The following is a 23,444-nucleotide window of genomic DNA, read 5'->3' on the forward strand; positions in this document are numbered from 1 at the left end:
CTCGGCATACTTTTCATCATGAGGAGCGAGCTCAAAGGCCTGGCAATAATACTTCTTGTGTCCTTCGGGATAAGCTCACTGGCGCTCTGGGCGCTGGATATGGTGAGTTTTCTGCCGACGTTCTTCACGCTGGCGCTGACGGACTCGATAAACCCCTGCACCTTTGTCATATACACCATGCTCCTCATAGCCCTCTCCGTCAGGGAAATCTCGCGCAGACGGCTTTACCTTGTGGGTATGTCCTTCGTAGTGGCAGTCTACATCTCCTACTACCTCCTCGGCGTCGGTCTGCTGTACCTCGGGTCTTATATCCCCCTTTGGGCCGCAGGAGTCTTCGCGGTGGCCTTCGGCCTGTACACAATAGCCACAGGGCTGATGGAGAGATCGAGGGTTGGGGGAAAGAGCAAGGTCCGGAGAAAGATATTCAGCAGCGACGCGACGCTCGCCGGCGCGTTTCTCCTCGGCATAGTTGTCTCAACCACGCTCCTCCCCTGCTCGGCCGGCAGCTACCTCGTCTACGCCACGATAATCGCCCACACCAGCAGGGCTATGGCGTTTCTCCTGCTGGGGCTTTACAACTTGATCTTCGTCCTGCCGCTGGTCATGATACTCGTGGCTATGGGCAGTGTGACGGAGAGCAAGAGGTTCTCTCAGGCTATGGTGAGGCACAGCAGGGAGCTCTCCGTTATAGCAGGGATACTGCTGATAGCCATTGGAATCTGGGTTCTAACGGGAGTCTCACTTTGAGCTGAGCCTTTCCCTCACCTTCCTCTCAAACTCCACGAAGTTCGGGACGCCTATGAACTCCATCCGATTGTCTATGAGAACCGTGGGTGTTCCGAGGATGTTGTGCTCCACCACCTTCCTCTGTCCCTCCAGGGTTGCGACGCTGAGCTCTCTCGCAACGACCCTCTCTTACTTTCTCTCCGGCTCCCTGGCCATCACGACCGCCATTGGGCAGTAGGGGCAACCTGGGGTTATGACCTCCATGACGACCTTTGGCTCCCGGGGTTTGACCTCAATCATTGCGGCCCATTCATGAGCTCGAGCATCTTCTTTCTCCTTATCATCTCCAGCTCGTCCATCCTCTCACCCGAATGGGGGAGCAAAACGGAGGTTTAAAAATTCATCTTTGATGGAGAGTTCATAGAAAAGAGAGAAAAGAGAATCAAAAATCGCCCCCTCCAAGGCCGCAGATGTTTGCGAAGGGGCAGATGGAGCAGTCCTCGGTGTAGGGCTTGAGATATGGCTCACCCTTGATGGATTTCGTTATTTCCTTGGCCTTTTCCATTGCCTCATCTTCCCCCTCAAGGACGAGGGTCACGCTCCCCTCAGCCCCTCCAGCGCCGCCAGCGGCTATCGGAATCGCCTCAACCCCCGCGAGTATCCTGTAGGCCTCAACCTCGGTCACAGGGTGGGCGTGGGGTATCGGCACGAGCGCCGCGTAAAGCCCCGTCCCCCAGTCGAAGGAGTATATGCCGGTCAGCTTCGCGCTCTCTTCTACCGGTGTCGGCACGAACTTCTCAAGGCTCACCGGCGTTATCGTGAAGACCCCTTTCGTTATCGTCCACCCGAAGGTCTTGCCTATCGTCCCGCCGTCTGGAGCGGCAGCAAAGACAGCCACGTTCCAGTTGATGTCTATCGCGTTGGCCCCCTTGATGAACACATCCTTCGGCCCCATCCGTTTGAGCGCCTCGAGGGGGTCGTCAAAGGGCTCGCCCTTATAGAGGACGAGGTGCTTCGGCCATGTTGCCTTTGGCGTAACGCAGGTTCTTCCTTTGCTTATAATCCCAACTGTCCACTTCTCCTTCTCTATCTTCTCTCCGAGGAGCTCCTCGGCCACATAGGCGGCAGTTGTCCCCGTGGCGACGTAAACGAAGCCGTGCTTGAGGGCGTGCTGAACCTCGGGCATGGCGGCGACGGCTTTCGCTATGAGGCGCTTGCTTTCCGGGGGCGTTAAAGTGACGAGTGCCCTTTTCATCTGGATCACCAGGATAAAATGGGTGTCGAAAGGTATTAAACCTTCCCTTAGAGGAACCGAGAAGCCTTAGGGAGCCCAAAAACCAAAGGGGCCTCAAAACACTCTCGCGAAGCCCCACTTGCGGACACTGGTCAATATAGAGGTTTCTGTGCTCCTTATCCCTTCTACCTTCCCCAATTTTTCGATGAGAAAGTTCTCAAGCTCGTAGAGGTCCCTAACTGTAACCTGCATGAGGATGTCGTGTGCCCCCGTGGCTATGCCGAGGACGTCCACTTCAGGGAGCTTGCTCAGCTCCTCAGCGGCATTCTTCACCCTGCTTGGCTCTACGTCGACCGCTATGAACGCGACTATCGAATAGCCTGCTTTGAACGGGTTTATCAGGGCAGCAAACTTTCTTATGACTCCGCTCTCGACCAGCTTCTTCACCCTGAGCCTGACCGTTGATTCCGGCACCTTCAGCCTTCTCGCTATCTCCGAGTAGCTTGCCCTCCCGTCCTCTTGGAGGATATGGAGTATCATCCTGTCGAGGCCGTCAAGCTTTCCCTGATTCCGCATTATATCACCTCGATTTTTGCTTTATTGTCCAATTATTTTTAAAGATTTTTACGGAATTAGCAAAATTTGGGCGAAATCTCTATTAGTTTCAAATACATATAGCAGTATGGTGAGAGCATGGAGTACCCAAGGAGTAAGGAGGAGGTAGTGGAGCGCTATTCCCGCGTTTTTCCCAGGTCTGCCCGGGTAACCTATGCCCCGATAGCTGCCGTGAGGGCGGAAAACGCCCGTGTCTGGGACATCGAGGGTAGGGAGTACATTGATTTTCTCAGCGATGCCGCCGTTCAGAACGTTGGCCACAACAACCCCCGCGTTGTGCAGGCCATAAGGGAACAGGCCGAGAGGCTGGTTCACTTCACCTTCATCTATGGTTTCCCGGTCGAGCCTCTCCTCCTTGCGGAAAAGCTTGCTGAGATTGCCCCAATCAGGGCTCCCAAGGTCAGCTTCGGCCTGAGTGGGAGCGACGCCAACGATGGGGCGATAAAGTTCGCGAGGGCCTACACTAAGAGGAGGACGATTCTGAGCTACATTCGGAGCTACTACGGGGCCACTTACGGCTCGATGAGCATAACCGGCCTTGACTTTGAGGTTCGCTCTGTAGTTGGAGAGCTGAGCGACGTCCACTACATCCCCTACCCCAACTGCTACCGCTGTCCCTTTGGGAAGGAGCCGAAGAGCTGCAAAATGGAGTGCGTGAGTTACCTGAAGGAGAAGTTCGAAGGTGAGGTCTACGCGGACGGAGTTGCTGCACTCTTCGCCGAGCCAATACAGGGCGACGCCGGAATGGTGGTTCCTCCAGAGGACTACTTCAGGAAGGTCAAAAGGATACTTGATGAGCATGGGATACTCCTCGTTGTCGACGAAGTCCAGAGCGGTATGGGCAGGAGTGGAAAGTGGTTCGCGATAGAGCACTTCGGCGTTGAGCCGGACATAATAACCCTTGCGAAGCCCCTCGGAGGAGGCCTTCCTATAAGCGCAATAATCGGAAGGGGGGAGATAATGGACTCCCTCCCGCCGCTGGGCCACACCTTCACCCTGAGCGGAAACCCCGTTGCCAGCAGGGCTGCTTTGGCGGTCATCGAGGAGATAGAGGAGAAAGGGCTCCTCAGGCGGGCAGAGAAGCTCGGAGCCTACACGAAGAAGAGGCTTGAGGAGATGAAAGAGGAGCACGAGCTCATAGGAGACGTCCGCGGCCTCGGTCTTATGCTCGGCGTCGACCTCGTCAAGGACAGGGAGACGAAGGAGCGGGCCTACGAAGAGGCAAGAAAGGTCGTCTGGAGGGCCTACGAGCTCGGCCTCGTCCTCGCGTTCCTTCAGGGCAACGTGCTCAGGATTCAGCCCCCACTCACGATAGAGGAGGAGCTCCTCGACGAGGGGCTGAACCGGCTTGAGAAGGCTATAGCTGACGTCGAAGAGGGGAAGGTTCCGGATAGCGTTCTGGCAAAGGTTCAGGGCTGGTGAGCTTAAGTTTTTGACATTTTTCTGTGGATTTTGTCACCCTCCAAAAACTTTTTAAACAAACTCCTACACAGGTTGAGCGGGCTTTAATGGAGAACGTCGAGGTAATGGAAAAGCCGGTTTTGAAGGTTGGAATTGAGGAAAAGGTTGAGCCCGCGAAGGCTTTGGTTTTTGGCCTTCAGCACGTTCTTGCGATGTTTGGAGCGACCGTGACAGTGCCGCTCGTTGTCGGCGGAGCCATAGGACTGAGCGGCGACCAGATTGCCCTCATGATACAGGCGGTCTTGCTGGCGATGGGCATAGCGACGCTACTCCAGACGACGATAGGGTCCCGCTACCCAATAGTCCAAGGGTCGAGCTTTGCCTTCATCCCGGGGCTTATATCGATAGGCTCTTCCCTCGGGATGGCCGCCGTCCAGGGTGCGCTGCTCATCGGTGGCCTGATTGAGGCCATGATCGGCTGGCTCGGGATAATAGGAAAGGTCAGGAAGCTCTTTACTCCCCTGGTTACAGGCGTGACGATAACCCTCATCGGCTTCAGCCTGGCAGACGTCGCGATAAAGAACTTCTTCAACTTCTACGCCGACCCGGCCGGCGAAACACTTGTGAAGTCCAGCGCTGTGGCCCTGGTAACATTCCTCACAACTGTCTTCGTGGCGCTTAGGGCTAAGGGAAGCCTGAAGGCCATGCCCGTAGTGGTGGGTGCTCTCGTCGGCTACCTTATCAGCGTCCCGTTCGGCCTAACTGACTTCGACCTCGTGAAGAGCCTGCCGGTTCTTGGTGTTCCCTCTATCTTCCCGTGGGGGGCACCAGTCTTCGATGCCAGCGCCATAGCCCTCCTTCTGTTCGCCTTCATGGTGAGCATCATCGAGAGCGTCGGCGACTACCATGCTATAGCCACTGTAACAGGTTCGGAGATAACAGAAGAACACATCGCAAGGGGCATAGGGAGCGAGGGCCTGGCCTGCTCGATAGCCGGCCTCCTTGGCGCCTGCGGAACGACTAGCTACTCCGAGAACATCGGCGTCGTTGCACTCACAAAGATTGGCAGTAGGCACGTGGTGCAGGTGGGCGCGGTGATGCTGATATTCCTCTCCCTCCTGCCGAAGTTCGCCGGAATACTCGCCTCGATGCCGGCTCCCGTCCTCGGTGGGCTGACTCTTGCCCTCTACGGCATGATAAGCGTCACGGGGCTGAGGCTGATAAAGGAGAAGGTCGAGTTCACCGACAGGAACACGCTAATTCTCGCGGCGGCGCTGATAGCGGGCCTCGGGGCACCGCAGCTCCCACCAGAGTTCCTGGAGCACTTCCCAAAACTCATAGCCAGCATTCTTGAGTCGGGGATGGCCGTTGGAGCTTTAACGGCGATAATCCTCGACAGGCTCCTCTGAGCCTTCTCTTTATTTTTAAAAAAAGGAAGAGAGAAAGTCATGCTATATGCGAATCGAGCGGAAGTTGGGGTTTCTCCTCCAGCTCGTCGGGCATGTTGCTGAAGCCGAGGATGACGAATATTCTGGCTATGAAGATCAGGAGGAAGCCGACGAGCACGATTGCAGTTATGGCACCCCACTTGAACCAGTTGGCGGCGTCTTCGAAGGACTTCGTCCTGGTTATCTCGTACATTGCGCTCCACGCCTTCATTTCGAAGTAAGCGTTGACAACGGTTATGAGGACGACCAGCAGAAAGACCCCTGAGATTATCATCAGGGGCAAGGCTTCCGTGTACTCATTGGTTATGCTCATGCTCTCACTCGGGGCTGCTGTTATCGGGCCGGAGAACTCCTCGTGGACGCTGAGGCCGGACATGGTGAGTCCGAATGTCGCAAATATCACGAAGATGAACAGCACCAGAACCGCTATCCCTACGATGAATGCGAAGAGATAGTTTTTGAAAGGCCTGTCGTCACCGACCGCGTTGCCTATTCCGTGGAGTGCTACCAGAACGAGTATCGACCCGACTAGAGCCAGCACGCTCCCGATGTAGGGTACGAACCCACCAAGGAGAGCCAGGATTGAGCCCCACATTCCGAGGTTCTTTTCGCTCCTCACGTTCACGGTCAAGTCGACCACCGTAAAAAATTCACCCGAATCCTAAAAAACTTTACCCAAAAAGGTGGGAAGAAGGTCAGGCTATTGGACTGGATATTGCCTTTTCTTTGGGTTCCAGCTCCTCAGGGAGGTTCGCGAAGGCTATTATCTGATAGATTGTGGCAACGAGTAGGAGTATGGCACCGACGAGTATTATGAGCGTTATCGCTCCCCACATCGTCCAGGTCGCAACCTTGTCAAACTCCTCGACGCCGGTGATCTCGTAGGTTGCGCGCCAGGCCTTGATGTCGAAGTATATACCAATGATGAGGGCCGCGAGCAGGAGAAGAACCGCCATGCCAATAATGCTTACTCCTACTAACCCTGTCCAGTCTCCATTATTCACGAAGGAGGGGACCGTCAGAATTCCCACCAGGGCCATTACAGCGGCAATAATCAACGCCCCGATGACCACCACTATCGAGTACAGGTAGTACCTGAAGGGCCTGTCATCGCCGAGCTTGTTTCCGATGCCGTGGAGCGAGATGAGGATTAGTATCTGACCCACCAGCGAGGCAGTTCCCAGGAAAGTACCGATGTAGGGGATTATTCCTAGGAAGCCCCCCACCAGGACGAGCACCGAGCCGATCAATCCCAGATTCCGTTCACTCCTCAGGTTCACGGTCATTGGATCACCTCGGCAGGTGTTAATCACGTCTACTTTAAAAAGTTGCGATTTTGGGCGGTGCCAACACGTGATCCGGGAACTCTGGTTCCAGAAAAGCTAAGGGATTAAAGAAAGGAAAAGGTTCACTCCTTCTTTTCCTCGGCCTTGGGCTCTTCTTTCTTCTCGGCGGGTTTGGGCTTGGCGGCGGCAGGCGGTTTAAGGCCGTAGCCCAGGATCTTGAACTTGAACTCCGTTCCGTCCCTGAGGTAGTACGTTACCTCCTTGGTCTCTTTGTTGAACTTCATCCTCTCCACCGGGAACTTCCAGTCCCTGTAGGTCTCCTGTATCTCCCTGAACTTCTCCGGGGGTATGGGCACCCAGTCAAAGAGCTGGAGCTCCTCTTCCTTCCACTCCGTCGTGAGCATGTAGCTCTCAACGAAGCCGAGCGCGTTCGTCGGGCAGACCTCAACACAGAACTGGCAGAAGGTGCACCTTCCGTAGTCTATCTTTGGACGGGGTCTCTTCTGGCCCTCTATCCACGTCATCTCTATTGCTCTAGCGGGGCATATCTGCCCGCACATGTTACAGCCTATGCAGGTCTTCCAGTTGAGTGTGTGGAAGCCCCTGTAGTTCTTCGCCGGCTCTATCGTCTCGTAGGGTATCTTTATCGTGACAGGTTTTTTGAAGAGGTACTTGAGGCTCATCCAGGGCTTGAGGAATGATGGCTTCTTCCTGATCTTACTCTCCTGGGCGATCTTAAAGGTAATCTCCTCCATCTTCATCACCTGTCTATGTCCGGCGGGCAGTTGTCAAGGCTCATCAATATGACGGGCACATCGGCAATTCTCGCGCCAACGAGCAGCTGCTCTATGACCCTGATGCCATGGGCTATGCTCGGCCCCCTTATCTGGACTCTGTACGGCTTGTTCTTTCCATCGCTGACTACGTAGGCACCAAAGTCGCCCTTGGTGGCCTCGACGTGGGCGAAGGCATCCCCCGCAGGAACCTTGAGCCTGGGGAGGGCCTTGAAACCTGGGTGATCCACCTTGTAGGGCCCGCTCGGCGGCCCCATGTCGAGGAGCTGCTCGAGTATGTAGAGGTCCTGCTCTATCTCGAAGCGCCTGATGAGAGCCCTCGCGAGGGCGTCGCCCTCCCTGAGGACCGGAACCTCAAAGTCAAGCTCCGGGTAGAGGAGGTACGGGTCAACGCGCCTGACATCGTAGGGGACGCCTGTGGCCCTGAGGTTGGGCCCCGTCACGCCCTCCTCAAGGGCGAACTTCTTGTCCATGACGCCTATACCCTCAAGCCTCCTGTAGGTGATGTAGTTCTCGAAGAGGATGTTGTCGAAGTCCTTGAGCTTGCCCTTCAAGTACTCGACGGTGTCCCTAAGCTGGCGGAGCCACTTATCACCCGGTATGTCCCTCCTCACTCCTCCAGGGATGGTGTAGATGTGGTAGACCCTCGCTCCGGTCAGCTGCTCAAAGAGTGCCATGAACCTCTCACGGTAGGCAGCGGCCCACTGTCCGGCGGTGTAGACACCGAGCTTGAAGCTCAGTCCCATAATCCAGAATAGGTAGGCGCTAACCCTCGCCATCTCCAGCACGGTAGTCCTAATCCACTGGGCCCTCTCGGGGACTTCCCATCCCATTATCTCGTCCACCGCCATTGAGTATATCGCTTCCGGAACGTCGGGCTCGGGGACACATATCCTGAGGAGGAGGGCTATGTTGGTGTGCCACGGCCTGTACTCGGCGAGCTTTTCAAAGCCTCTGTGGAGGAAACCGGGGTTGGCTATGGCCTTAACGACCCTGTGGCCGTCCATCTTGAGGATCAAGCTGTAGTTCTCGGTGGCCATGTGCTGTGGCCCGAAGAACAGCTCGTAGGTGTCCTTCTCCAGCGGGAGAAGGTCCATTCCATTGGCCCTCGCTTCCCTAATGAGCTCTTCCTGTGAGACCATTATCATCACCTCATATCACGTAGTTCTCCTTATCCTCATCAAACCTGTCGAGGATCTTGTACTTCTTCTTCACGTAGGAGAGCATGTCGAAGTCCTTCCTGTGTGAGACTCCTGCTTCTCTGTCCTCGTCCTCGAGTATCCAAGGCATGGATAGCTTGGGGTTGCCCTCGAAGACGACCTTGTAGAACTCGTGAGCGTCCCTCTCGTAGGTCTCCGCAACGGGATAGATGTCCATGACACTTGAGATTCTGGCGTCGTCCCTGGGAACCCTTGTCCTGACCATGGCGTGGGTGCCGTGGCTCACGCTGAAGAGCTGGTAAACGAGCTCTATCTCGCCCTCCTTGGGCCAGTCAACCGCGGTTATCTGGAGGAGGAGCTCAAAGCCGTGGGCCTTCGCCGTGCGGAGGAAGTCCACTATCCTGTCAGCCGGAACCCTGAACTCAAGCCTCCTCTCCCTTCTGACCTTCCCTTCGGCGTAGGGGGCCTTCTCAAGGAGCGTGCTCACGATTTCTTCTCCCTTGGGCCAGGTGACCTTAACCTCTTCTGCCATATTCACTCCTCCCTCACTCCCTTATCCTTGCCAAGCACCCAGGGTATCCATCTCCTGGCGGTCTTCTCGCGCCAGCCCTCTCCAAAGAGCTCGTCCTGGTTCTTCTTGTAGTACTCGTAGTTCTCCTTGTAGCGCTTCCAGCCGTCGGCTTTGCCCGTCTCTATGAGCTCCATCATCTTCTGAATCCCGTCCATCACTGCCTCGGGCCTCGGCATACAGCCGGCTATGGCCACATCCACGGGAATGTACTTGTCGAGATGCTTTATTGCGTTGTAGCCATCCCAGTAGATGCCACCGTTGAGCGGGCATGAGCCGTGGGCTAAAACGTACTTCGGGTCGGGCTGCATTTCGTAGGTTATGATAATCCTCTTGAGTGTCTTTGGCGTAACGTAGCCCGTGATGAGGAACAGGTCGGCCATCCTTGGGGAGGGGTTGGGCATTATACCGAAACGCTCGAAGTCATACCTTGAGGTGGCGAGGGGCGGCATCTCTATACCGCCGCACCCCGTACAAAATGAAACAATCCACATGCTCCTCTTTCTCGCGTATTCAAAGAGGGGTTCAAAGAGTCTCCAATCGACCATCTCTCATCACCTCACAGACTTGCTAAGATGGCTCCAAGCGCCGCTATTATGGTCGGCCACTTCCAGTAGAACTTCGCCGCCTGGTCTATTGTGAACCTCGGGAATATTGCCGCCATGAAAGTCGCCACAAGGAGCACGGCTATCTGCTTGACGAGGAGGACTCCGAGGCTTGCTATTGTGTTGAGCACTGAGCTTGAGAAGGCCGTGACCACGCCGCCGCCGAGGAATATGTTGCTGAAGAACAGCGTCTCCGCGAAGAGCGCTATGGCGTGCTGGATGTTCAGGAGGCCCATGTGCTTGCCGCCGAACTCGACCATCGGACCGAGGGATATCTCACCCGGTGCGATCATGATGTCGAAGGGCTCCTTTCCAAACATCGCCTGCAGGACGAGGTCGTACGCTATGGCCGCGAGCAGGAGCGGGAGGTGCGCAATGCTCCAACCGCTTACCTGCTGGGCCATGACTATCTGGTAGGTGCTGAAGGTGCCGTAGTATTCAGCGAGGGCCACTATCGCAAAGCCGAGCGGAACCTGTATGGCGAGCATGGTAAGCAGGGCCCTCTGGGCACCTATACCCGCGTACGGGTTTCCAGAGCTCATTGCGGCGAACATTATACCGAGCATCGGTATCTCGAGGAGGAAGGTGATGAGGACGAGGTCACCGTAGGCCCTGAGCACACCGATGCTTCCAAGGGGTATGAACATCACCGCGAGTATCGTCGCTCCGACAGCGTAGAGGATTCCAAAGTCGTAGATGAGGCCGTGGGTTATGTTGCTCTTCTTCGAGAGCAACTTGATGGTATCGAGGATGGGCTGGTAGATTGGAGGACCGACCCTTCTGTGTATCCTGGCCGTCACTATCCTGATTATTCCCATGAACATGAAGCCCACAAACGTCGCATAAAGAAGTATAAAGAGAGCCTTGAGTACCGTCTCGATCATCTTTCACACCCCCCACATTGCAAGGATTAGGAGTATCAGGAGCAGGTACCAGGCGTAGCTCTGGACGTTTCCATTGTAGACGTAGTTGCGCATAACTTCTCCGAAGTCCTCAACCCATGCCCCAATGTCGCGGTATGTTCTGTCAAAGCTTATCCTGAGCCAGCCCGAGAGGGTCTCCTTAAGCGGGAGGAAGAAGTTCCTTCTTATGGTGAGGTTGTAGTCCATGGTGACGGGGTTACCCGACTGGTAGGTGTCCGTGACCGGAACCTTCCTGACCTTTGCACCGAGGAAGTAGATCACCGCGGCCACCGCAATGCCGGCTATGAGGTATGTGAGTATTGCCAGCGCGTTGTACTTTCCGAAGCCCAGGTCGAGGATGAAGAGGTCGCCGCCTATGACATCACTGCCGAATATCTTGTTGAGCTCCCTCGCGACGAGGCCGGGGGCTATACCCAACACGACGTTGAAGAAAGCCAGTATGGCCATCGCCACCGCCAGCGGGAGCGGTGCGTCCTTTGTATCGTCGAGGTCAGTCGGCCTCTGTCCGAACCACACGGCGTAGGTGAACCTTATGAGGTAGACGAAACCTATGGCACTTCCAAAGAACACCATGCCGCCGAGTATGGGCAGGTTCTGGCTTATCACGGCCTCAAAGAGAACCCACTTGCTGGCAAAACCGACGAGCGGCGGTATTCCCGCGAGGCTGAGGATCGCCACGAACGCCATCGCGAACGTGAAGGGCATCTTCTCCGCCAGGCCTCCCATGTCGGCAAAAGTTGTTTTGCCCGTGCGGTGCAGGATGGTGGCCACTATGAGGAAGAACAGGCCCTTGAACAGGGCGTGGCTGAGGGCGTGGAACATCGCGGCCTGCATGCTTAAAGCTGTGCCCACACCGATACCCACGAGGATGTAGCCGACCTGGCTTATGCTCGAGTATGCGAAGAGCTTCCTTATGTCCTCCTGGAGGGCCGCTAAAAGACCGCCGACTATTATGGTGAGGCCTCCGAGGAAGGCTATTATGTAGCCGAACTTTGGAGCGCTCCTGAAGGCGCCGAACTCTACGGCCAGCCTCGTGCCTATGAGAAGGTACATTAGTATGAAGCCGTAGACGCCGGCCTTGCTCAGCACACCGCTGAACATCGCGGTGTAGCTCTGGTTGGTCTCACTGTAGGCATCGGGCGCCCACACGTGGAGCGGGAAGAGCCCTGCCTTAACGCCAAATGCTACGAGGAAGAGACCGAAGAGTGCCATTAGCTCCCCTGAGCTGAAGGTGGCCTGGCCGCCGAGCATCTTCGCGTAGGCATCCTGCGTGAGGGCGGCCTGGACCGCGCCGAAGTCAAAGCTCCCGACCTTGACGTATATGAAGGCTATGGCTATGAGCATGGCGTAGGCCCCGGCGACGCTCAGCAGGAAGTACTTGAGAGATGCTTGCTTGTTATAGTGGAGCACCATCATGAAGCTGGCGAAGGTCATGACCTCCCAGAATATGAAGAAAGTCATGAGGTCCGAGGCGAGGAAAACTCCGAGCACTCCGGTGAGGCTCATCAGGGCAAAGAGCCACTCATAGCTGTCCTTCGCCGTTGAGGCAAGTCCAAGGATCGCGCTGAAGCCAACAAGGGCGGCTATGCCGACGAAGAACCAGTTGAGCTGGCTCAGGGCGAAGGTTATGTTGAAGACGCCGAGGTTGATGGCAAAGGAGAGCCCCTCGGCGGCCCTCTCGTAGAGCATTGCCGCGTAGGCCAGCGGCACAGCCGCGCCGATGACCCCTATGGCTTCCCTGAGTCCCCTAATGTCGAGAAGCCACGCGAGCACTCCCGCAAGGAGGGGAGTGAAGACGATAAGAGCGAGTTCGTTAATCATGCTCCCACCCCCATCAGTGGAACGTTCTTGATGTAGCCGGCCACGTTAACTATGTCGTTTCCAGCCTTCTGTACAATGTCCCAGAGCGGCTCCGGGTAGATGCCTATGACGATGATGGCCACCACCAGGAGGAGCATTATCACGCCGAAGACGAGGTTCTCGTTAAGCTTTTCCCCTTCGCCGGTGAACCACATGGTGTGGATGAGCCTTATGTAATAGACCGCCTCCACGACGCTTGCCGCGAGGACGAGGGCGACCACCCAGGCGTAACCAGCGCCCATCGCCGCGAGGATTATCCTCATCTTGCTCCAGAACACGTTGAAGAGCGGTATGCCCATGACAGCTACTGCACCGACGGTTATGCTGAAGGCCGTGAGCGGCATCCTCTTTCCGAGGCCCTCGAAGTTCTCCACCGCGGTCCCGCCGAGGGTTATCCCGACGTAGCCGACCGCGAGGAAGAGGAGGGCCTTCACTATGGCGTGGTTGACCATGTGGAAGACGCCGGCGCTGACGCCGTCTGCTGTTCCGAGGGCAAGGGCCACCGCTATGAGGCCGACCTGGGCAATACTTGAGTAAGCTATCATCCTCTTGACGTCCCTCTGCCTCAACGCTGAGAGCTCGCCCACGATAACCGTGAGGGTGCCCATTATCACGAGGAGCCTCGCGATGTTCGCCCATCCTGAGGCAGCGCTGAGGACGTAGAGGATCCTCGCCATGGCGTAGAGGCCCGCCTTGACGACAAAGGCCGAGAACATGGCCGTTATCGGGTGCGGTGCAGCCTGGTAAGCATCGGGCGCCCACGCGTTGAGCGGGAAGAGCTCCGCCTCGACGGCGAGGCCGAAGATTATGAGCGCGAGACTAACTTGAGCCACGGTGGCGTTCACGCCTCCTGCAAGCTGGGCTATGTGGGCGAGGTTGAGGGTTCCGAGGGAGCCGTAGAGGAGTGCTACGCCGACGAGGAAGAAGCTGGAGCCTATTCCACCGAGGACTATGTACTTGAGCGAAGCTTCAGCTGCCTCGCCGGTCTTGTTGTACGCAGTCAGAGCGTAAGCGCTTATTGCGGTTATCTCCATGAAGACGAAGAGGTTGAAGAGGTCTCCCGTTGCTATCATTCCCGTTGCTCCGAGCATGAGGAGCAGGAAGAGCATGGCGTACTTGTCTATCGGCTCCACGTCAATGGCCTTTACGCTGAACACTGCCATGAAGAAGCTTACCAGAGCGACTATGAAAACGAAGAGCGCCGCGAAGTGGCCGAGGTAGAGGTTGATTCCAACGGGGGGCCTCCAGCCACCGGCAATGACGATTATCGGCTTTCCGGTTGAGTAGACTTCGCTGAATACCCATCCCGCTATCCCAGTCTGGATTGCAGTTATGAGCACCAGGTAGTACTTGATAGCCTTCTTACCGAACCCCTTTATCAGGGGGACGAAGAACGCGCTGATAAGCGGTAAAGCTATGAGGAGCGAAGCGTACTGTCCGTTCATCCTCTCAACCTCCTTATCTCCTCAACGTTGAGCGTACCGTACTTCTCGTGAATAAGTATGGCGACGCTAAGGGCCATGGCAGTAGTTGCAACGCCTATGACTATTGCCGTTAGCACAAGGGCCTGCGGTATCGGATCAACTGCCCCGTTCGGGCCTATTCCCTCGCTCAGTATCGGGGCGCTCCTTCCGGAGATGTAGCCGACGCTCACGAGGAGAAGGTTGACTCCTGTTTCCATTATGCTGAGACCTATGAGCATCTTAAGCACGTTCTTCTTCACGAGGACGGCGTAAAGTCCTATGAGTATGAGTGCGATGGCACCGAAGTAGTAGACGCTGATCATTCTCTCACCTCCTCCTTGAGCATGTTATCAACGATGCCGCTGAGCTCGGTGCCGACCTTGATGCCGATTACGGTGTAAATGACCGGTATGAAGCCCCCGCTGAAGAGCCTGCCGATGTTGTTGTGTCCCCATCCCCAGGTCTGCCATATCCAGTCGAAGAGGAAGTAGCCGCCGATGGCGAGACCAATGAGGCCAACGAGGACGTAGCTCATTCCGACCGCTCCCTCGACCTTCTCAAAGGCCTTGTGCGGTATCTCGTAGACGGTGAAGGCCATGTAGAGCAGCAGGAAGGCCGTTGCTATGGTCGCTCCTCCTGGGAAACCTCCACCCGGAGTGAGGTGTCCGTGGATGAATATGTAGGCACCGAAAAGCATGATGAACGGCGCAAGAAGCCTGGTTCCGGTTGTGAGGACTATTGAACCCTCGGTCTTGGCCGTCCTCTCCCTCTTCTTCCTCCAGAGGAGTGCTCCAACACCCGTTGAGGCTATGAACAGGACGGTGACCTCACCAAGGGTATCGAATCCACGGTAGTTGACGACGACGGCTGTAACGGCGTTGACCGCGCCGGTCTGCTCCTTGACGTGGTCGAGGTAGTACTGGCCGACGAGCATCCTGTCCTGACCGAAGGGGACTCCAGCCAATCCCTGGGCGAGCCAGTAGCCGATTATCAGGAGGGAGATTATCGCGAGTGCGCGCTTGAGCATCTTCACCACCTCACCCACCAGCCGGGCTTCTCCTCTTCCTCGGTTTCAAAGCGCTGGGTTCTCTTGATGGCGAATATGAACACTGCACCGCTGAGTGCAGCCCCTATGGCGGCCTCGGTCATCGCAACGTCCGGCGCCTGGAGCATGAAGAACAGGATCGAGGCGAAGAGACTAACCGCTGCCATGCCGACCACTGCCGCGAGGAGGTCTCTCCACTCGACGGCCAGGATCGCTGACAGGATCATAAGGGCGACTATTATGTACTCAACGCAGGTAATGCAGTTCATTCCTCACCACCTTCCTCCGGTGTTTCACCCTCTTCACTTTCGGGGGCCCTGGTCTTGGATTCAATGTACTCGCGGTACTTGTCCATCACGCTGCCCTCCCAGAGGGGAATGCCGCTCTTGTATGCTGCCCTTATAAGGGCATGGGCACTAACTGGGTTTGTCAGCAGTAGGAAGAGTGCGATGACAATGGTCTTCGTGAGCCAGGCGACGCTTCCGAAGTCCTCGCCGAGAGCCCAGATTCCAACACCGATCATAACACCGAGCGAACCGAGTGTTGCGCTCTTGGTCGAGGTCTGCATCCTGTTGTAGACGTCGGGCATTCTTATGAGACCCAGGGCTGAGAGGAGGTAGAAGAACGTTCCTATGAGTACGAGAACTTCTCCAATTGCAGTCAGCGCGTTCATAGGCCTCCCTCCAGGTACCTTGCGAAGGCTATGACTCCTCCGAAGGCGAGTATCGCGTAGACGAGGGCCACGTCAAGGAATATCATGCGCTTGTAGTAGAGTGCGAAGAGAACCATGAGGCCCGTGGTTATGGTGGTCATGATGTCGACCGCGACGAGCCTGTCGACTGTCGTCGGCCCCCTGAAGACCCTGTACATGCTGAGAAGGGTTGCTATTGCTATCAGGGCGAGATAAACGTTTATCCCTATCATCCGAAGATCACCTTCAGGAACTTTTCAAAGGGAACCGTTATACCCTCCGAGGCGGCCTTAACGTGCTCCTCTTCCTTTTCGGTCATGGCCTCGTCGGGGACCCATATCCAGTGTATGAAGTAGTTGTCGCCATCAACGTCGAGGGTTATGGTTCCAGGGGTGAGGGTTATCGAGTTCGCGAGGGCGAGCTTTCCAACGTCGCTGTTGAGAACGGTTTTGCAGCGGACTATTCCAGGCCTTATGGGCCTCTTGGGGTGGAGAACCCTGTATGCAACGTCGAGGTTGGCCATGATCATGGCCCAGAGGAAGTACGGCACGTAAGCTATCGCGTACGCTACTCTCTTCGGGTGGAGATTGGCCAGCCCACCCGTGCTGAATATCTCGTAGGTAAACGCTGCCACGATGAGGGACAGTATCAGCCCGAATCCGAGCTCCTGCGGGTCCAAACTGGCCGTTAGTAACAGCCATATCAAGAACAGCACGATTACCGTGTACAGGTACCTGCTTATTTTGCTTGCTTCTTCCATATCATCAACCTCCAGTGGTTGGTGGGGATATCCAGACAGAGTTAAGCAAGGCTAATCTTTGGTTTTTAACAATAACTTATAAACGTTATCTCTGAAGAACAAAGGTTTAAAACCTTTGGTTAAAATAGAGGCACCAGATTTGTTCTTTAATGATGAAAAGGGTTCTTCGTGGTTCACTGCGTTATTGAAGGCGGCACTTCTCAACTTTGGTTACTTGATGTTTCTGACCTCCTCCCTCTAAAGGGCGAGACTTTCGAGAGAAAAAAAGTAAAATGTGGATAAAGATCCGAGTGCATCACGGGTTTTCGGAAGTCCAAATTTAAGAAGAAATAGAAGTTAGAAGTGTTCAGTAAATTGAGATCCTCTTGACGCCCTCAAGTTTGGAGAGCTCGTTGATGAGATCGCCAGGAATAGGCTTCTCGGTGATTATCGTTAGGGTCGCTTCGGGGTAGAGCTCGGGATCTTCGGCGACGACCTGGACGATGTTTACGCCCCTGTCTGCTATCTTCTGGGCTATCTTCGCCAGTATTCCAACTGCCCTCGGCTCGGGCTCGATCTCGATGACACCGTACCCAACGTGCCTCCCCACGTACTTCATGTGGACGGTCGGTTCGAGGTTGGTGTATATCTCCTTCAGCTCCGGTATTTTGAGTATCATGCCAACGGTCTCCTTCACAACGCGTCTGTCAACGTCGAGGGCCTTGGCTATCTTGGTGTACGGAACCTCAATGTCACCGGCCTTTATCCTGAGGTCATCGGAGACCTTGAGGCCGTACTTTAATAGCGTCTTGGCTATCTGCTTCCTTACGGGATATTCGTCAAAGTAATGCTCTATCTTTCCCCACATCATCCTCACCCATATTAGTCCATCACTAGACTCTTTAATCCAATAATATTAAAATGTTTCCATGCCCGCATGATGCCAAAGAACCTCCCTTTAAAAATCTTTGGTCACGAGGGTAGCTTAAAGCACTCTCATGGTCGGATTTTTTATCCATCGTCGGCTTTTTAAGCCGTGCTCCAAAACCTGCAAACATGATTGAAGTCCGCCTTCCCCATGTTACATTCCAGGATCTCGGAGACAGGATCAGGCTCATCTGGCGCGAGACTCTCTACGCCGACTTTGAGAAGGGCGAGCTTGAGAGGGCCATCTGGAGAAAGTTTAGGGTCTCACCTGAGATAACCGTCCGAGACGGTGCTCTTTTAATCGACACAGACTACGACAAGGTTGAAGGCTACATCGCCCTCTACATCCAGAATAACCTCGGCGCGCTTTTAAGGAACCGCTACACCGGTAGAAAAGTCCTCTACATCCATGAGGGCATGGATGTTCCTCTTCTCGGTTACAACGCCTTTGGATTGATTGACAGGGGAACAAACCTCCTCCAGGTGAGGGGCGTCAGTGGCTGCAACCTGAGCTGCGTCTTCTGCTCCGTCGATGAGGGCCCCTATTCGCGAACGAGGAAGCTTGACTACGTGGTTGACATCGACTACCTTATGAAGTGGTTCGACGACGTGGCCAAGATAAAGGGGAAAGGCCTTGAGGCCCACCTCGACGGCCAGGGTGAGCCTCTCATCTATCCCTTCCGCGTCGAGCTCGTTCAGGCCCTCCGCGAGCACCCGAACGTCTCCGTCATCTCGATGCAGAGCAACGGGACCCTCTTGAATGACAAGTTGGTTGAGGAGCTGGCGGAGGCTGGCCTCGACAGGGTAAATCTCTCGATACACTCCCTCGACCCAGACAAGGCCAGGATGCTCATGGGAAGGAAGGACTACGACCTTGAGCACGTTCTTGACATGGCCGAAGCCTTAGTAAACGCGGGAATCGACGTCCTCCTCGCGCCGGTTATAATCTTTGGGATAAATGACGACGAGGCTGAAGCTTTCATCGAGTTCGCTCGAAAAATAGGTGCCGGAAAGCGCTGGCCCGCCCTTGGCTTCCAGAACTACGTCCCCTACAAGTTCGGCAGGAACCCTACTATCGCAAAGGTAGTTCCCTTCAAGGAGTTCTACGCGTGGCTGAGGGCCCTTGAAGAGAAAACTGGCATGAGGCCGTTGGTCCTTAAGCCCAGTCACTTTGGGATGGAAAAGAGGGAATTCATACCCCTCGCTTTCAGGCCTGGGGAGGTCGTTAAGGCTGAGGTCGTCCTCCCGGGAAGGATAAAGGGCGAGATGCTTGCAAAGGCCAGGAACCGGCTCATAGAAGTCATAAACACAAACGCCGAAGTAGGTGATGTAATAGGGGTCAGGATCGTCAGGACGAGACACGGGATATACATCGCCACCCCTGTTTGAGCTTCTGACGAATCCCCCCACCGAAAATTATTTAACCCCCTCTGTCACTGGATACTTTGGGTAGTGGTTATGAGGAGGAAACTTCTTTTGGTTGCCGGGGTCGTGATTTCCCTGCTGCTCGTCGTTTCGCTGGTAATCGCGTCTGAAAACTCCGTACTCGCGGAGTACTCCGGAACAACGGCTCATTCAAGCTATCCCGTCGTCTATGAATCGAACGAGAGCATCAGCCTCGCCACTCCACCAAAGTCCAGCACGGTCTACATAGCCGTCCAGGCCGACGAGCCCCTGAAGTCCCTCCTTGAAAACCGCCTCTCCGAGCGGGTTCGCGAGAGGGGCTTGAGGCCCATTGTGGTAGAAGTCGGTGATCTGCCAAAGGTTCAGCTCAAAGGCCGGGTTCTCTTCGTCTACGTTTCCTCACTCAATGAGAAGGACGGTTTCCTCGTGAGAATTGTCACCGTGGATGCCATTGCCTACTACTCCACAGCAGGCGACATCGTTGACTTCCTGAGCGCCCTCCAGAAGTGCAGCAAGGGGGTTTCATCCTCAGACACCGAGAGGCTGATGGAGATAGTATCACACGAAACGGAGGCGAACATGGACACAAAGAGAATCCCTGGAGATGCCGTCTTCATGTACTGGGAGGGATTGAAGGCCAAGTCAGGCATCCTCGCGAATTCTGATCCATACATGATGCTCGCCGACTATATAGCGGATGAAATCATCAGTGGAATGCGATCTGTGGGGGATTCAAAATGAGGCGCGCCTACGCTCTGGCTCTGGTGGTGGTTGTTGCACTCTCAATCGCATTCTACTGGGGGGACTTTACCTTTGCATCTTCGAAGACGACAAGCAGTGTGAAGTTTGGTTCAGACGTCAGCACCAACGCCACCGTTAATTCGGGCTTCTGCGTTTATCCGGACTCACCCTTCGGAAAGATGGTCGCTGAAGAGCTCAGGAATAGGGGGTACAAGGTACTCCTGTTAGGGGCCCCTGTGGAGTGCGACGGCCAGTTTCTCGCGGTGTGGGTAGAGTGGATCAACGCTAGCTACACCCCACTCTACGCGGAGGGCTCCATCAGGGTTGGCGCGATATACTCAAGCGCCGGCGACCCAAGCCACTACCTCGGGTACAGAAACGCCACCGACAAGGAAGCGGCCCTAGTTAACTTTGAGAAAACCTCGACCCCTCAGATACGTGGCTATCTACGCATCACCGTCTCGGACAGTTCGAAGGGAATCATTGGATTCCGGGGCTACGCCAAGCACCTCATGAGGAGTGCCGCCAAGTCAATAGCCAGCTCCGTCCTCAGGTTTCCTTCGGGTGAAGAGGGATGAGGGGCTCGGCCAAGGCCCTTGTGATCCTCATCGGAGCCGTTTATCTCATTGTCGGCTACTTTTTGCTTTCGACGAGCGTTTCCTGGGAGTCAAAAGGTGAATTTAACGCCCTCTCGAACGTCAGTTACTCAGGAAGGGTTTTCGTTGACATACCTTTAGAACTCGAATTGATGTATGATGTCTACCCAGAACTCGGCCATGATGAGTTTAAAAGCTTCCTGCGAAATGCCATTGAGGAAGTCCTCATCTCCCACAACCTTTGGCCGGACTTCACCCACGTCCGTCCGGTTGTGGTTCTCCCGGGCGATTCTCCACCCGATAGGGTTAATGCCCCGGTTGTAGTGATTTTCACGAACTTTCAGGGCCGTGAGAACAGATTCTACTACGAAAGCTGCTATGCTAGTGTCTTAATCTACATGAACTCCAACGGCGATGTTGGGAGCTATCTCTCGGTTGAGAGGAAGTACTCGGAGGATTCCAGCAAGACGGACGACCTCTCCAACTTTGCCCGGGATCTCTACGAGACCGCCCGCGCCAGAGGGAATTCGACCGGGGACTACTCCCTCAAGGTCGTCTACTGGAACGTCCTCGAGGTGAGAACGGGGAAGTTCAGCGGGAAGAACTGCTGGGAAATGCTTACGGGAGAGATAGTAAAGGAAGTGGACGAATGGGCCTCCACCCTCGACTACTCAGATGAACCTTGAGCTCCTGACCTTCAGTTCTCCTCTTTCGTGGAGCTTGAGTAGTATCTCCGCTATCCTTTCTCCTGCCTTTCCATCCCCGAATGGATTGGGAGCACTCGCCATCTTCCTGTAGAATTCCGCGTCGTTCAGCAATTTGTTGATGTAATTTAGCGCCCGCTCCTTTTCAAGGCCAACGAGGACGTTTCCTCCAGCTTCAACCGTCTCCGGCCTCTCAGTGTTGTACCTGAGCGTCAGGCACGGCACGTTCAGGATTATAGCTTCCTCCTGAATTCCGCCTGAGTCGGTCATTATCGCGAAGGCGTTCCTTTCCAGCTTCAGGAAATCGAGGTAGCCGAGCGGCTTCGTCACGATTAGGTTCTCTATTCCCTCGACCTTCCCCAGCAGTCCGAACTCCTTCAGCCGATTCTTCGTCCTGGGGTGCATCGGGTAGATGGCCCTCATAGGAAGGCTCTCTAGGATTTCGATTAACTTTTCTAAGTTCTCCCTGCTGTCGGTGTTCTCGGCCCTGTGGGCGGTTATCAGAATGTACTCCCCTGGCTTGAGGCTGAACCTTTCCAAAACGTCGCTCTTCTTCTCAGCCATCTCAGCGTTCTGAAGAACCGCATCCACGATGGTGTTTCCAGTAACGTAGACGTTCTCTGTTATCCCCTCGCGCTCCAGGTTTCTCCTCGCCTCTTCTGTCGGCGGGAAGAGAACCTCGCTCGCATGGTCGGCCAGAACCCTGTTTATCTCTTCCGGCATCGTCCTGTCGAAGCTTCTCAGGCCGGCTTCAACGTGGGCCACGGGGATTTTGAGCTTGACGCTTGCCAGCGCTCCCGCCAAAACCGTGTTGGTGTCCCCCTGCACAAGGGTTACGTCTGGTTTTTCGTCCATTAGAACTTTCTCAATCTTCATCATAGCCAGTCCGGTCTGTTCTGCCTGGGTTCCAGAGCCGACCTCAAGGTGGTAATCGATTTCAGGCAGTTCAAGCTCTTCCAGGAAGACCGCACTCATCTCGTAGTCGTAGTGCTGGCCCGTGTGGATCAGGAGCGGCTCAACCCCCCTCTTAATGAACGCCCTTATGACGGGTGAGAGCTTGATTATCTCCGGCCGGGTTCCGAAGACGAAAGCCGGTCTCAATACTCCCCCCTCCCAATGCCCTTGAATATGAAGCCTTCCGGCGGCATCTCCACCACGTGTCTTCCATCGATGATGATCCTCGTGCGCATAAGCTTTCCCAGTTCCTCCCAGTTGAGCGATTTGAACTCCGAGTGGTCGGTTGCTATAACGGCCGCGTCCGCGCCTTCCAGCACATCCTCGATGCTTCCATGGGTCCCTTCAACAAAGGGGTCGTAGGTTCTAACCTCCGCCACATCTTCTTCTACGGCCTCCACGAAGGCTTTGGCTGGAGAGTTCCTCGTGTCGTCGCTGTCGCCCTTGTATGCCAGTCCAAGAACTGCCACGACCGCCTTTTCCGGCGGCAGGTTGACAGTTTTCAGCGCCTCGAAAAGGAGGTCCTTGGCTAAGAGGGGCATGCCGTCATTTACCTCCCTCGCGAGCCTTATCAGCCCGAAATCGTCTCTTGCGGGCCAGACGAGGAGGTGGGGGTCCTTCGGAAGGCAGTGGCCACCGACACCGATTCCAGGCACGTGAATCTTAACGCGTGGGTGGGTGTTGGCCAGCTCTATCGCTTCGAAGGCGTCTATGCCGTACTGGTGGGCGAGGTAGGCGAACTCGTTGGCTAAAGCTATGTTAACATCGCGGAAGGTGTTCTCCATGAGCTTTACGACCTCGCTGACGGTGGAGTTCGTTTTGAACGTCTGACCCTTCACGAAGGAGCGGTAGAGCTTCTCCGCCAGCTCTGCACTCTCCGGAGTTATGCCCCCAAATATGCGGGAGTTGTAGACCAGTTCCTTGAAAATCCTGCCCGGCATCACCCTCTCCGGGGCGTGAACCATGTAGAAGTCTTCCCCGGCTTTAAGACCTGTAATCTCCTCAATGAGCTTTGCCATCTTAACGGTGGTGAGCGGTGGAACCGTGCTCTCGATGACTATCAGTGAACCCCTCTTCATGGCCTTTGCAACGGTTTTAACCGCGCTCTCAAGGTAGCTCAAGTTAGGTGTTTTGTCCTCGTTGAGGGGCGTCTGGACGCAGATTATGTAAACGTCTTTGCCCCTTATGTCTTCCGGGTCAGATGTGGCCCTCAACCTTCCACTTTCGACAGCATTTTTGAGAAGCTCGTCTATCTCAGGCTCCACGATGTGGGCCTCTCCGGAGTTTATTTTATCCACTACCTCCTTCCGTATCTCGTAACCTGTGACATTGAAGCCCGCGTTGGCAAACATTATGGCCGTCGGGAGGCCTATGTATCCAAGTCCGATGACCGCTATCTCCGCAGTCCTCTTTTCTATTCCCCCTTCCATTCGTTCCACCTATCACCGCTCACTCCGGCCCAATAAAAGCCTTTTCCAGAAAACGGTTTCAAATTCGTTTCCTGGAGGGTCACCTTTTCTGGATTTGCCTGTGGAGGGATTATCCTTTCAAATAAACTAC

At 55.2% G+C, this 23,444-nt stretch carries 27 protein-coding genes and 1 pseudogene; 7 read left to right on the forward strand and 21 right to left on the reverse strand.

The genetic code is table 11. The annotated features are described in order from the left end of the window. The first annotated feature begins 18 nt into the window (after nucleotides 1-18). On the forward strand, nucleotides 19-747 hold the full coding sequence (locus tag A3L08_RS06130; RefSeq protein WP_088854179.1) for a cytochrome C biogenesis protein CcdA: 729 nt from the start codon (nucleotides 19-21) through the stop codon (nucleotides 745-747). On the opposite strand, the pseudogene A3L08_RS06135 reads toward A3L08_RS06130, so the two are convergent. From A3L08_RS06135 to A3L08_RS06145, 3 genes and pseudogenes are all read right to left on the reverse strand, one after another. Further along, nucleotides 739-1,085, reverse strand: a pseudogene (locus tag A3L08_RS06135) (thioredoxin family protein). The gene A3L08_RS06130 and the pseudogene A3L08_RS06135 sit on opposite strands and share 9 nt — an antisense overlap. A gap of 83 nt (nucleotides 1,086-1,168) precedes the next feature. Further along, nucleotides 1,169-1,981 (reverse strand): hypothetical protein, encoded by an 813-nt coding sequence (locus A3L08_RS06140; protein ID WP_088854180.1) that lies wholly within the window; start codon nucleotides 1,979-1,981, stop codon nucleotides 1,169-1,171. A gap of 93 nt (nucleotides 1,982-2,074) precedes the next feature. Then, entirely contained in the window at nucleotides 2,075-2,536 is a 462-nt protein-coding gene (locus tag A3L08_RS06145) for an Lrp/AsnC family transcriptional regulator (RefSeq protein WP_088854181.1), read from the reverse strand. 117 nt (nucleotides 2,537-2,653) lie between these two features. Between A3L08_RS06145 and A3L08_RS06150 the strand changes: the two genes are divergently transcribed. Together A3L08_RS06150 and A3L08_RS06155 are read left to right on the forward strand one after the other, a co-directional pair. Further along, on the forward strand, nucleotides 2,654-3,997 hold the full coding sequence (locus A3L08_RS06150) for a leucine/methionine racemase (protein ID WP_088854182.1): 1,344 nt from the start codon (nucleotides 2,654-2,656) through the stop codon (nucleotides 3,995-3,997). A gap of 86 nt (nucleotides 3,998-4,083) precedes the next feature. Continuing rightward, nucleotides 4,084-5,385, forward strand: a complete 1,302-nt coding sequence (locus tag A3L08_RS06155) for a uracil-xanthine permease family protein (RefSeq protein ID WP_088854183.1) — start codon at nucleotides 4,084-4,086, stop codon at nucleotides 5,383-5,385. Nucleotides 5,386-5,422: 37 nt separating this feature from the next. Here the strand turns inward: A3L08_RS06155 and A3L08_RS06160 are convergent, their stop codons facing one another. The 16 genes from A3L08_RS06160 to A3L08_RS06235 form a co-directional block, all read right to left on the reverse strand. Beyond that, complete coding sequence (locus tag A3L08_RS06160; RefSeq protein WP_232461681.1) at nucleotides 5,423-6,064, reverse strand: DUF996 domain-containing protein; 642 nt, start codon at nucleotides 6,062-6,064, stop codon at nucleotides 5,423-5,425. A 55-nt stretch (nucleotides 6,065-6,119) separates the two neighbouring features. Then, the gene (locus tag A3L08_RS06165; protein WP_088854184.1) at nucleotides 6,120-6,710 is read right to left on the reverse strand and encodes a DUF996 domain-containing protein; all 591 of its coding nucleotides are present in this window, start codon (nucleotides 6,708-6,710) and stop codon (nucleotides 6,120-6,122) included. A gap of 122 nt (nucleotides 6,711-6,832) precedes the next feature. Then, a complete protein-coding gene (nuoI, locus tag A3L08_RS06170; RefSeq protein WP_088854185.1) occupies nucleotides 6,833-7,465 on the reverse strand; it encodes an NADH-quinone oxidoreductase subunit NuoI in 633 nt (210 codons plus the stop codon). Nucleotides 7,466-7,470: 5 nt separating this feature from the next. Beyond that, on the reverse strand, nucleotides 7,471-8,646 hold the full coding sequence (locus A3L08_RS06175; protein WP_088854186.1) for an NADH-quinone oxidoreductase subunit D: 1,176 nt from the start codon (nucleotides 8,644-8,646) through the stop codon (nucleotides 7,471-7,473). Nucleotides 8,647-8,656: 10 nt separating this feature from the next. Further along, nucleotides 8,657-9,196 carry an NADH-quinone oxidoreductase subunit C gene (locus tag A3L08_RS06180; protein ID WP_088854187.1) on the reverse strand — a complete coding sequence of 180 codons (540 nt, stop codon included), beginning with the start codon at nucleotides 9,194-9,196 and terminating at the stop codon, nucleotides 8,657-8,659. 2 nt (nucleotides 9,197-9,198) lie between these two features. Then, nucleotides 9,199-9,780: a NuoB/complex I 20 kDa subunit family protein gene (locus A3L08_RS06185; RefSeq protein WP_088854188.1), complete on the reverse strand. Its 582-nt coding sequence runs from the start codon at nucleotides 9,778-9,780 to the stop codon at nucleotides 9,199-9,201. An 11-nt stretch (nucleotides 9,781-9,791) separates the two neighbouring features. Continuing rightward, on the reverse strand, nucleotides 9,792-10,721 hold the full coding sequence (locus A3L08_RS06190; RefSeq protein WP_088854189.1) for a respiratory chain complex I subunit 1 family protein: 930 nt from the start codon (nucleotides 10,719-10,721) through the stop codon (nucleotides 9,792-9,794). Nucleotides 10,722-10,724: 3 nt separating this feature from the next. Further along, the gene (locus A3L08_RS06195) at nucleotides 10,725-12,581 is read right to left on the reverse strand and encodes a proton-conducting transporter transmembrane domain-containing protein (RefSeq protein WP_232461682.1); all 1,857 of its coding nucleotides are present in this window, start codon (nucleotides 12,579-12,581) and stop codon (nucleotides 10,725-10,727) included. Further along, nucleotides 12,578-14,065, reverse strand: coding sequence for a proton-conducting transporter transmembrane domain-containing protein (locus A3L08_RS06200; protein WP_088854190.1), 1,488 nt, complete (start codon nucleotides 14,063-14,065; stop codon nucleotides 12,578-12,580). Before A3L08_RS06200 ends, A3L08_RS06195 begins: the two co-directional genes overlap by 4 nt. Further along, the gene (locus A3L08_RS06205) at nucleotides 14,062-14,406 is read right to left on the reverse strand and encodes an NADH-quinone oxidoreductase subunit K (RefSeq protein ID WP_088854191.1); all 345 of its coding nucleotides are present in this window, start codon (nucleotides 14,404-14,406) and stop codon (nucleotides 14,062-14,064) included. Before A3L08_RS06205 ends, A3L08_RS06200 begins: the two co-directional genes overlap by 4 nt. After that, nucleotides 14,403-15,110 (reverse strand): Na(+)/H(+) antiporter subunit B, encoded by a 708-nt coding sequence (locus tag A3L08_RS06210; protein WP_088854192.1) that lies wholly within the window; start codon nucleotides 15,108-15,110, stop codon nucleotides 14,403-14,405. Before A3L08_RS06210 ends, A3L08_RS06205 begins: the two co-directional genes overlap by 4 nt. Before the next feature lie 2 nt (nucleotides 15,111-15,112). Next, complete coding sequence (locus A3L08_RS06215; protein WP_088854193.1) at nucleotides 15,113-15,397, reverse strand: DUF4040 domain-containing protein; 285 nt, start codon at nucleotides 15,395-15,397, stop codon at nucleotides 15,113-15,115. After that, complete coding sequence (gene mnhG / locus A3L08_RS06220; protein ID WP_088854194.1) at nucleotides 15,394-15,801, reverse strand: monovalent cation/H(+) antiporter subunit G; 408 nt, start codon at nucleotides 15,799-15,801, stop codon at nucleotides 15,394-15,396. The genes A3L08_RS06215 and mnhG overlap by 4 nt, the downstream gene beginning before the upstream one ends. Then, a complete protein-coding gene (locus tag A3L08_RS06225) occupies nucleotides 15,798-16,052 on the reverse strand; it encodes a monovalent cation/H+ antiporter complex subunit F (RefSeq protein WP_088854195.1) in 255 nt (84 codons plus the stop codon). The genes mnhG and A3L08_RS06225 overlap by 4 nt, the downstream gene beginning before the upstream one ends. Next, nucleotides 16,049-16,579, reverse strand: a complete 531-nt coding sequence (locus A3L08_RS06230; protein ID WP_088854196.1) for a Na+/H+ antiporter subunit E — start codon at nucleotides 16,577-16,579, stop codon at nucleotides 16,049-16,051. Before A3L08_RS06230 ends, A3L08_RS06225 begins: the two co-directional genes overlap by 4 nt. A 346-nt stretch (nucleotides 16,580-16,925) precedes the next feature. Then, complete coding sequence (locus A3L08_RS06235; RefSeq protein ID WP_088854197.1) at nucleotides 16,926-17,426, reverse strand: ACT domain-containing protein; 501 nt, start codon at nucleotides 17,424-17,426, stop codon at nucleotides 16,926-16,928. A gap of 188 nt (nucleotides 17,427-17,614) precedes the next feature. Here A3L08_RS06235 and A3L08_RS06240 point away from each other — a divergent pair, with 188 nt between their 5' ends. The 4 genes from A3L08_RS06240 (at nucleotide 17,615) to A3L08_RS06255 (ending at nucleotide 20,912) form a co-directional block, all read left to right on the forward strand. Beyond that, nucleotides 17,615-18,874, forward strand: a complete 1,260-nt coding sequence (locus A3L08_RS06240) for a radical SAM protein (protein WP_088854198.1) — start codon at nucleotides 17,615-17,617, stop codon at nucleotides 18,872-18,874. 69 nt (nucleotides 18,875-18,943) lie between these two features. Continuing rightward, the gene (locus A3L08_RS06245) at nucleotides 18,944-19,630 is read left to right on the forward strand and encodes a hypothetical protein (protein WP_088854199.1); all 687 of its coding nucleotides are present in this window, start codon (nucleotides 18,944-18,946) and stop codon (nucleotides 19,628-19,630) included. Beyond that, nucleotides 19,627-20,208: a hypothetical protein gene (locus tag A3L08_RS06250; RefSeq protein ID WP_088854200.1), complete on the forward strand. Its 582-nt coding sequence runs from the start codon at nucleotides 19,627-19,629 to the stop codon at nucleotides 20,206-20,208. The genes A3L08_RS06245 and A3L08_RS06250 overlap by 4 nt, the downstream gene beginning before the upstream one ends. After that, the gene (locus A3L08_RS06255; protein WP_088854201.1) at nucleotides 20,205-20,912 is read left to right on the forward strand and encodes a hypothetical protein; all 708 of its coding nucleotides are present in this window, start codon (nucleotides 20,205-20,207) and stop codon (nucleotides 20,910-20,912) included. Before A3L08_RS06250 ends, A3L08_RS06255 begins: the two co-directional genes overlap by 4 nt. On the opposite strand, the gene wecB is transcribed toward A3L08_RS06255, so the two are convergent. After that, nucleotides 20,898-22,031 (reverse strand): non-hydrolyzing UDP-N-acetylglucosamine 2-epimerase, encoded by a 1,134-nt coding sequence (wecB, locus tag A3L08_RS06260; protein WP_088854202.1) that lies wholly within the window; start codon nucleotides 22,029-22,031, stop codon nucleotides 20,898-20,900. The two genes, A3L08_RS06255 and wecB, sit on opposite strands and share 15 nt — an antisense overlap. Continuing rightward, a complete protein-coding gene (locus A3L08_RS06265) occupies nucleotides 22,028-23,314 on the reverse strand; it encodes a UDP-N-acetyl-D-mannosamine dehydrogenase (protein ID WP_088854203.1) in 1,287 nt (428 codons plus the stop codon). Before A3L08_RS06265 ends, wecB begins: the two co-directional genes overlap by 4 nt. Nucleotides 23,315-23,444: the final 130 nt, after the last annotated feature.

The sequence above is a fragment of the Thermococcus pacificus genome (assembly GCF_002214485.1).
Classification (GTDB): domain Archaea; phylum Methanobacteriota_B; class Thermococci; order Thermococcales; family Thermococcaceae; genus Thermococcus; species Thermococcus pacificus.

Excerpts from the sequence above, each read along its gene's own strand:
- A3L08_RS06175 (WP_088854186.1), bottom strand. The coding sequence starts at position 8,646 with ATGGTCTCACAGGAAGAGCTCATTAGGGAAGCGAGGGCCAATGGAATG.
- nuoI (WP_088854185.1), bottom strand. The coding sequence starts at position 7,465 with ATGGAGGAGATTACCTTTAAGATCGCCCAGGAGAGTAAGATCAGGAAG.
- A3L08_RS06235 (WP_088854197.1), bottom strand. The coding sequence starts at position 17,426 with ATGTGGGGAAAGATAGAGCATTACTTTGACGAATATCCCGTAAGGAAG.
- A3L08_RS06150 (WP_088854182.1), top strand. The coding sequence starts at position 2,654 with ATGGAGTACCCAAGGAGTAAGGAGGAGGTAGTGGAGCGCTATTCCCGC.
- A3L08_RS06215 (WP_088854193.1), bottom strand. The coding sequence starts at position 15,397 with ATGAACTGCATTACCTGCGTTGAGTACATAATAGTCGCCCTTATGATC.
- A3L08_RS06210 (WP_088854192.1), bottom strand. The coding sequence starts at position 15,110 with ATGCTCAAGCGCGCACTCGCGATAATCTCCCTCCTGATAATCGGCTAC.
- mnhG (WP_088854194.1), bottom strand. The coding sequence starts at position 15,801 with ATGAACGCGCTGACTGCAATTGGAGAAGTTCTCGTACTCATAGGAACG.
- A3L08_RS06245 (WP_088854199.1), top strand. The coding sequence starts at position 18,944 with ATGAGGAGGAAACTTCTTTTGGTTGCCGGGGTCGTGATTTCCCTGCTG.
- A3L08_RS06130 (WP_088854179.1), top strand. The coding sequence starts at position 19 with ATGAGGAGCGAGCTCAAAGGCCTGGCAATAATACTTCTTGTGTCCTTC.
- A3L08_RS06200 (WP_088854190.1), bottom strand. The coding sequence starts at position 14,065 with ATGAACGGACAGTACGCTTCGCTCCTCATAGCTTTACCGCTTATCAGC.
- A3L08_RS06185 (WP_088854188.1), bottom strand. The coding sequence starts at position 9,780 with ATGGTCGATTGGAGACTCTTTGAACCCCTCTTTGAATACGCGAGAAAG.
- A3L08_RS06195 (WP_232461682.1), bottom strand. The coding sequence starts at position 12,581 with ATGATTAACGAACTCGCTCTTATCGTCTTCACTCCCCTCCTTGCGGGA.
- A3L08_RS06265 (WP_088854203.1), bottom strand. The coding sequence starts at position 23,314 with ATGGAAGGGGGAATAGAAAAGAGGACTGCGGAGATAGCGGTCATCGGA.
- A3L08_RS06205 (WP_088854191.1), bottom strand. The coding sequence starts at position 14,406 with ATGATCAGCGTCTACTACTTCGGTGCCATCGCACTCATACTCATAGGA.
- A3L08_RS06180 (WP_088854187.1), bottom strand. The coding sequence starts at position 9,196 with ATGGCAGAAGAGGTTAAGGTCACCTGGCCCAAGGGAGAAGAAATCGTG.
- A3L08_RS06255 (WP_088854201.1), top strand. The coding sequence starts at position 20,205 with ATGAGGGGCTCGGCCAAGGCCCTTGTGATCCTCATCGGAGCCGTTTAT.
- A3L08_RS06155 (WP_088854183.1), top strand. The coding sequence starts at position 4,084 with ATGGAGAACGTCGAGGTAATGGAAAAGCCGGTTTTGAAGGTTGGAATT.
- A3L08_RS06190 (WP_088854189.1), bottom strand. The coding sequence starts at position 10,721 with ATGATCGAGACGGTACTCAAGGCTCTCTTTATACTTCTTTATGCGACG.
- A3L08_RS06165 (WP_088854184.1), bottom strand. The coding sequence starts at position 6,710 with ATGACCGTGAACCTGAGGAGTGAACGGAATCTGGGATTGATCGGCTCG.
- A3L08_RS06240 (WP_088854198.1), top strand. The coding sequence starts at position 17,615 with ATGATTGAAGTCCGCCTTCCCCATGTTACATTCCAGGATCTCGGAGAC.
- A3L08_RS06225 (WP_088854195.1), bottom strand. The coding sequence starts at position 16,052 with ATGATAGGGATAAACGTTTATCTCGCCCTGATAGCAATAGCAACCCTT.
- A3L08_RS06230 (WP_088854196.1), bottom strand. The coding sequence starts at position 16,579 with ATGGAAGAAGCAAGCAAAATAAGCAGGTACCTGTACACGGTAATCGTG.
- A3L08_RS06140 (WP_088854180.1), bottom strand. The coding sequence starts at position 1,981 with ATGAAAAGGGCACTCGTCACTTTAACGCCCCCGGAAAGCAAGCGCCTC.
- A3L08_RS06250 (WP_088854200.1), top strand. The coding sequence starts at position 19,627 with ATGAGGCGCGCCTACGCTCTGGCTCTGGTGGTGGTTGTTGCACTCTCA.
- A3L08_RS06145 (WP_088854181.1), bottom strand. The coding sequence starts at position 2,536 with ATGCGGAATCAGGGAAAGCTTGACGGCCTCGACAGGATGATACTCCAT.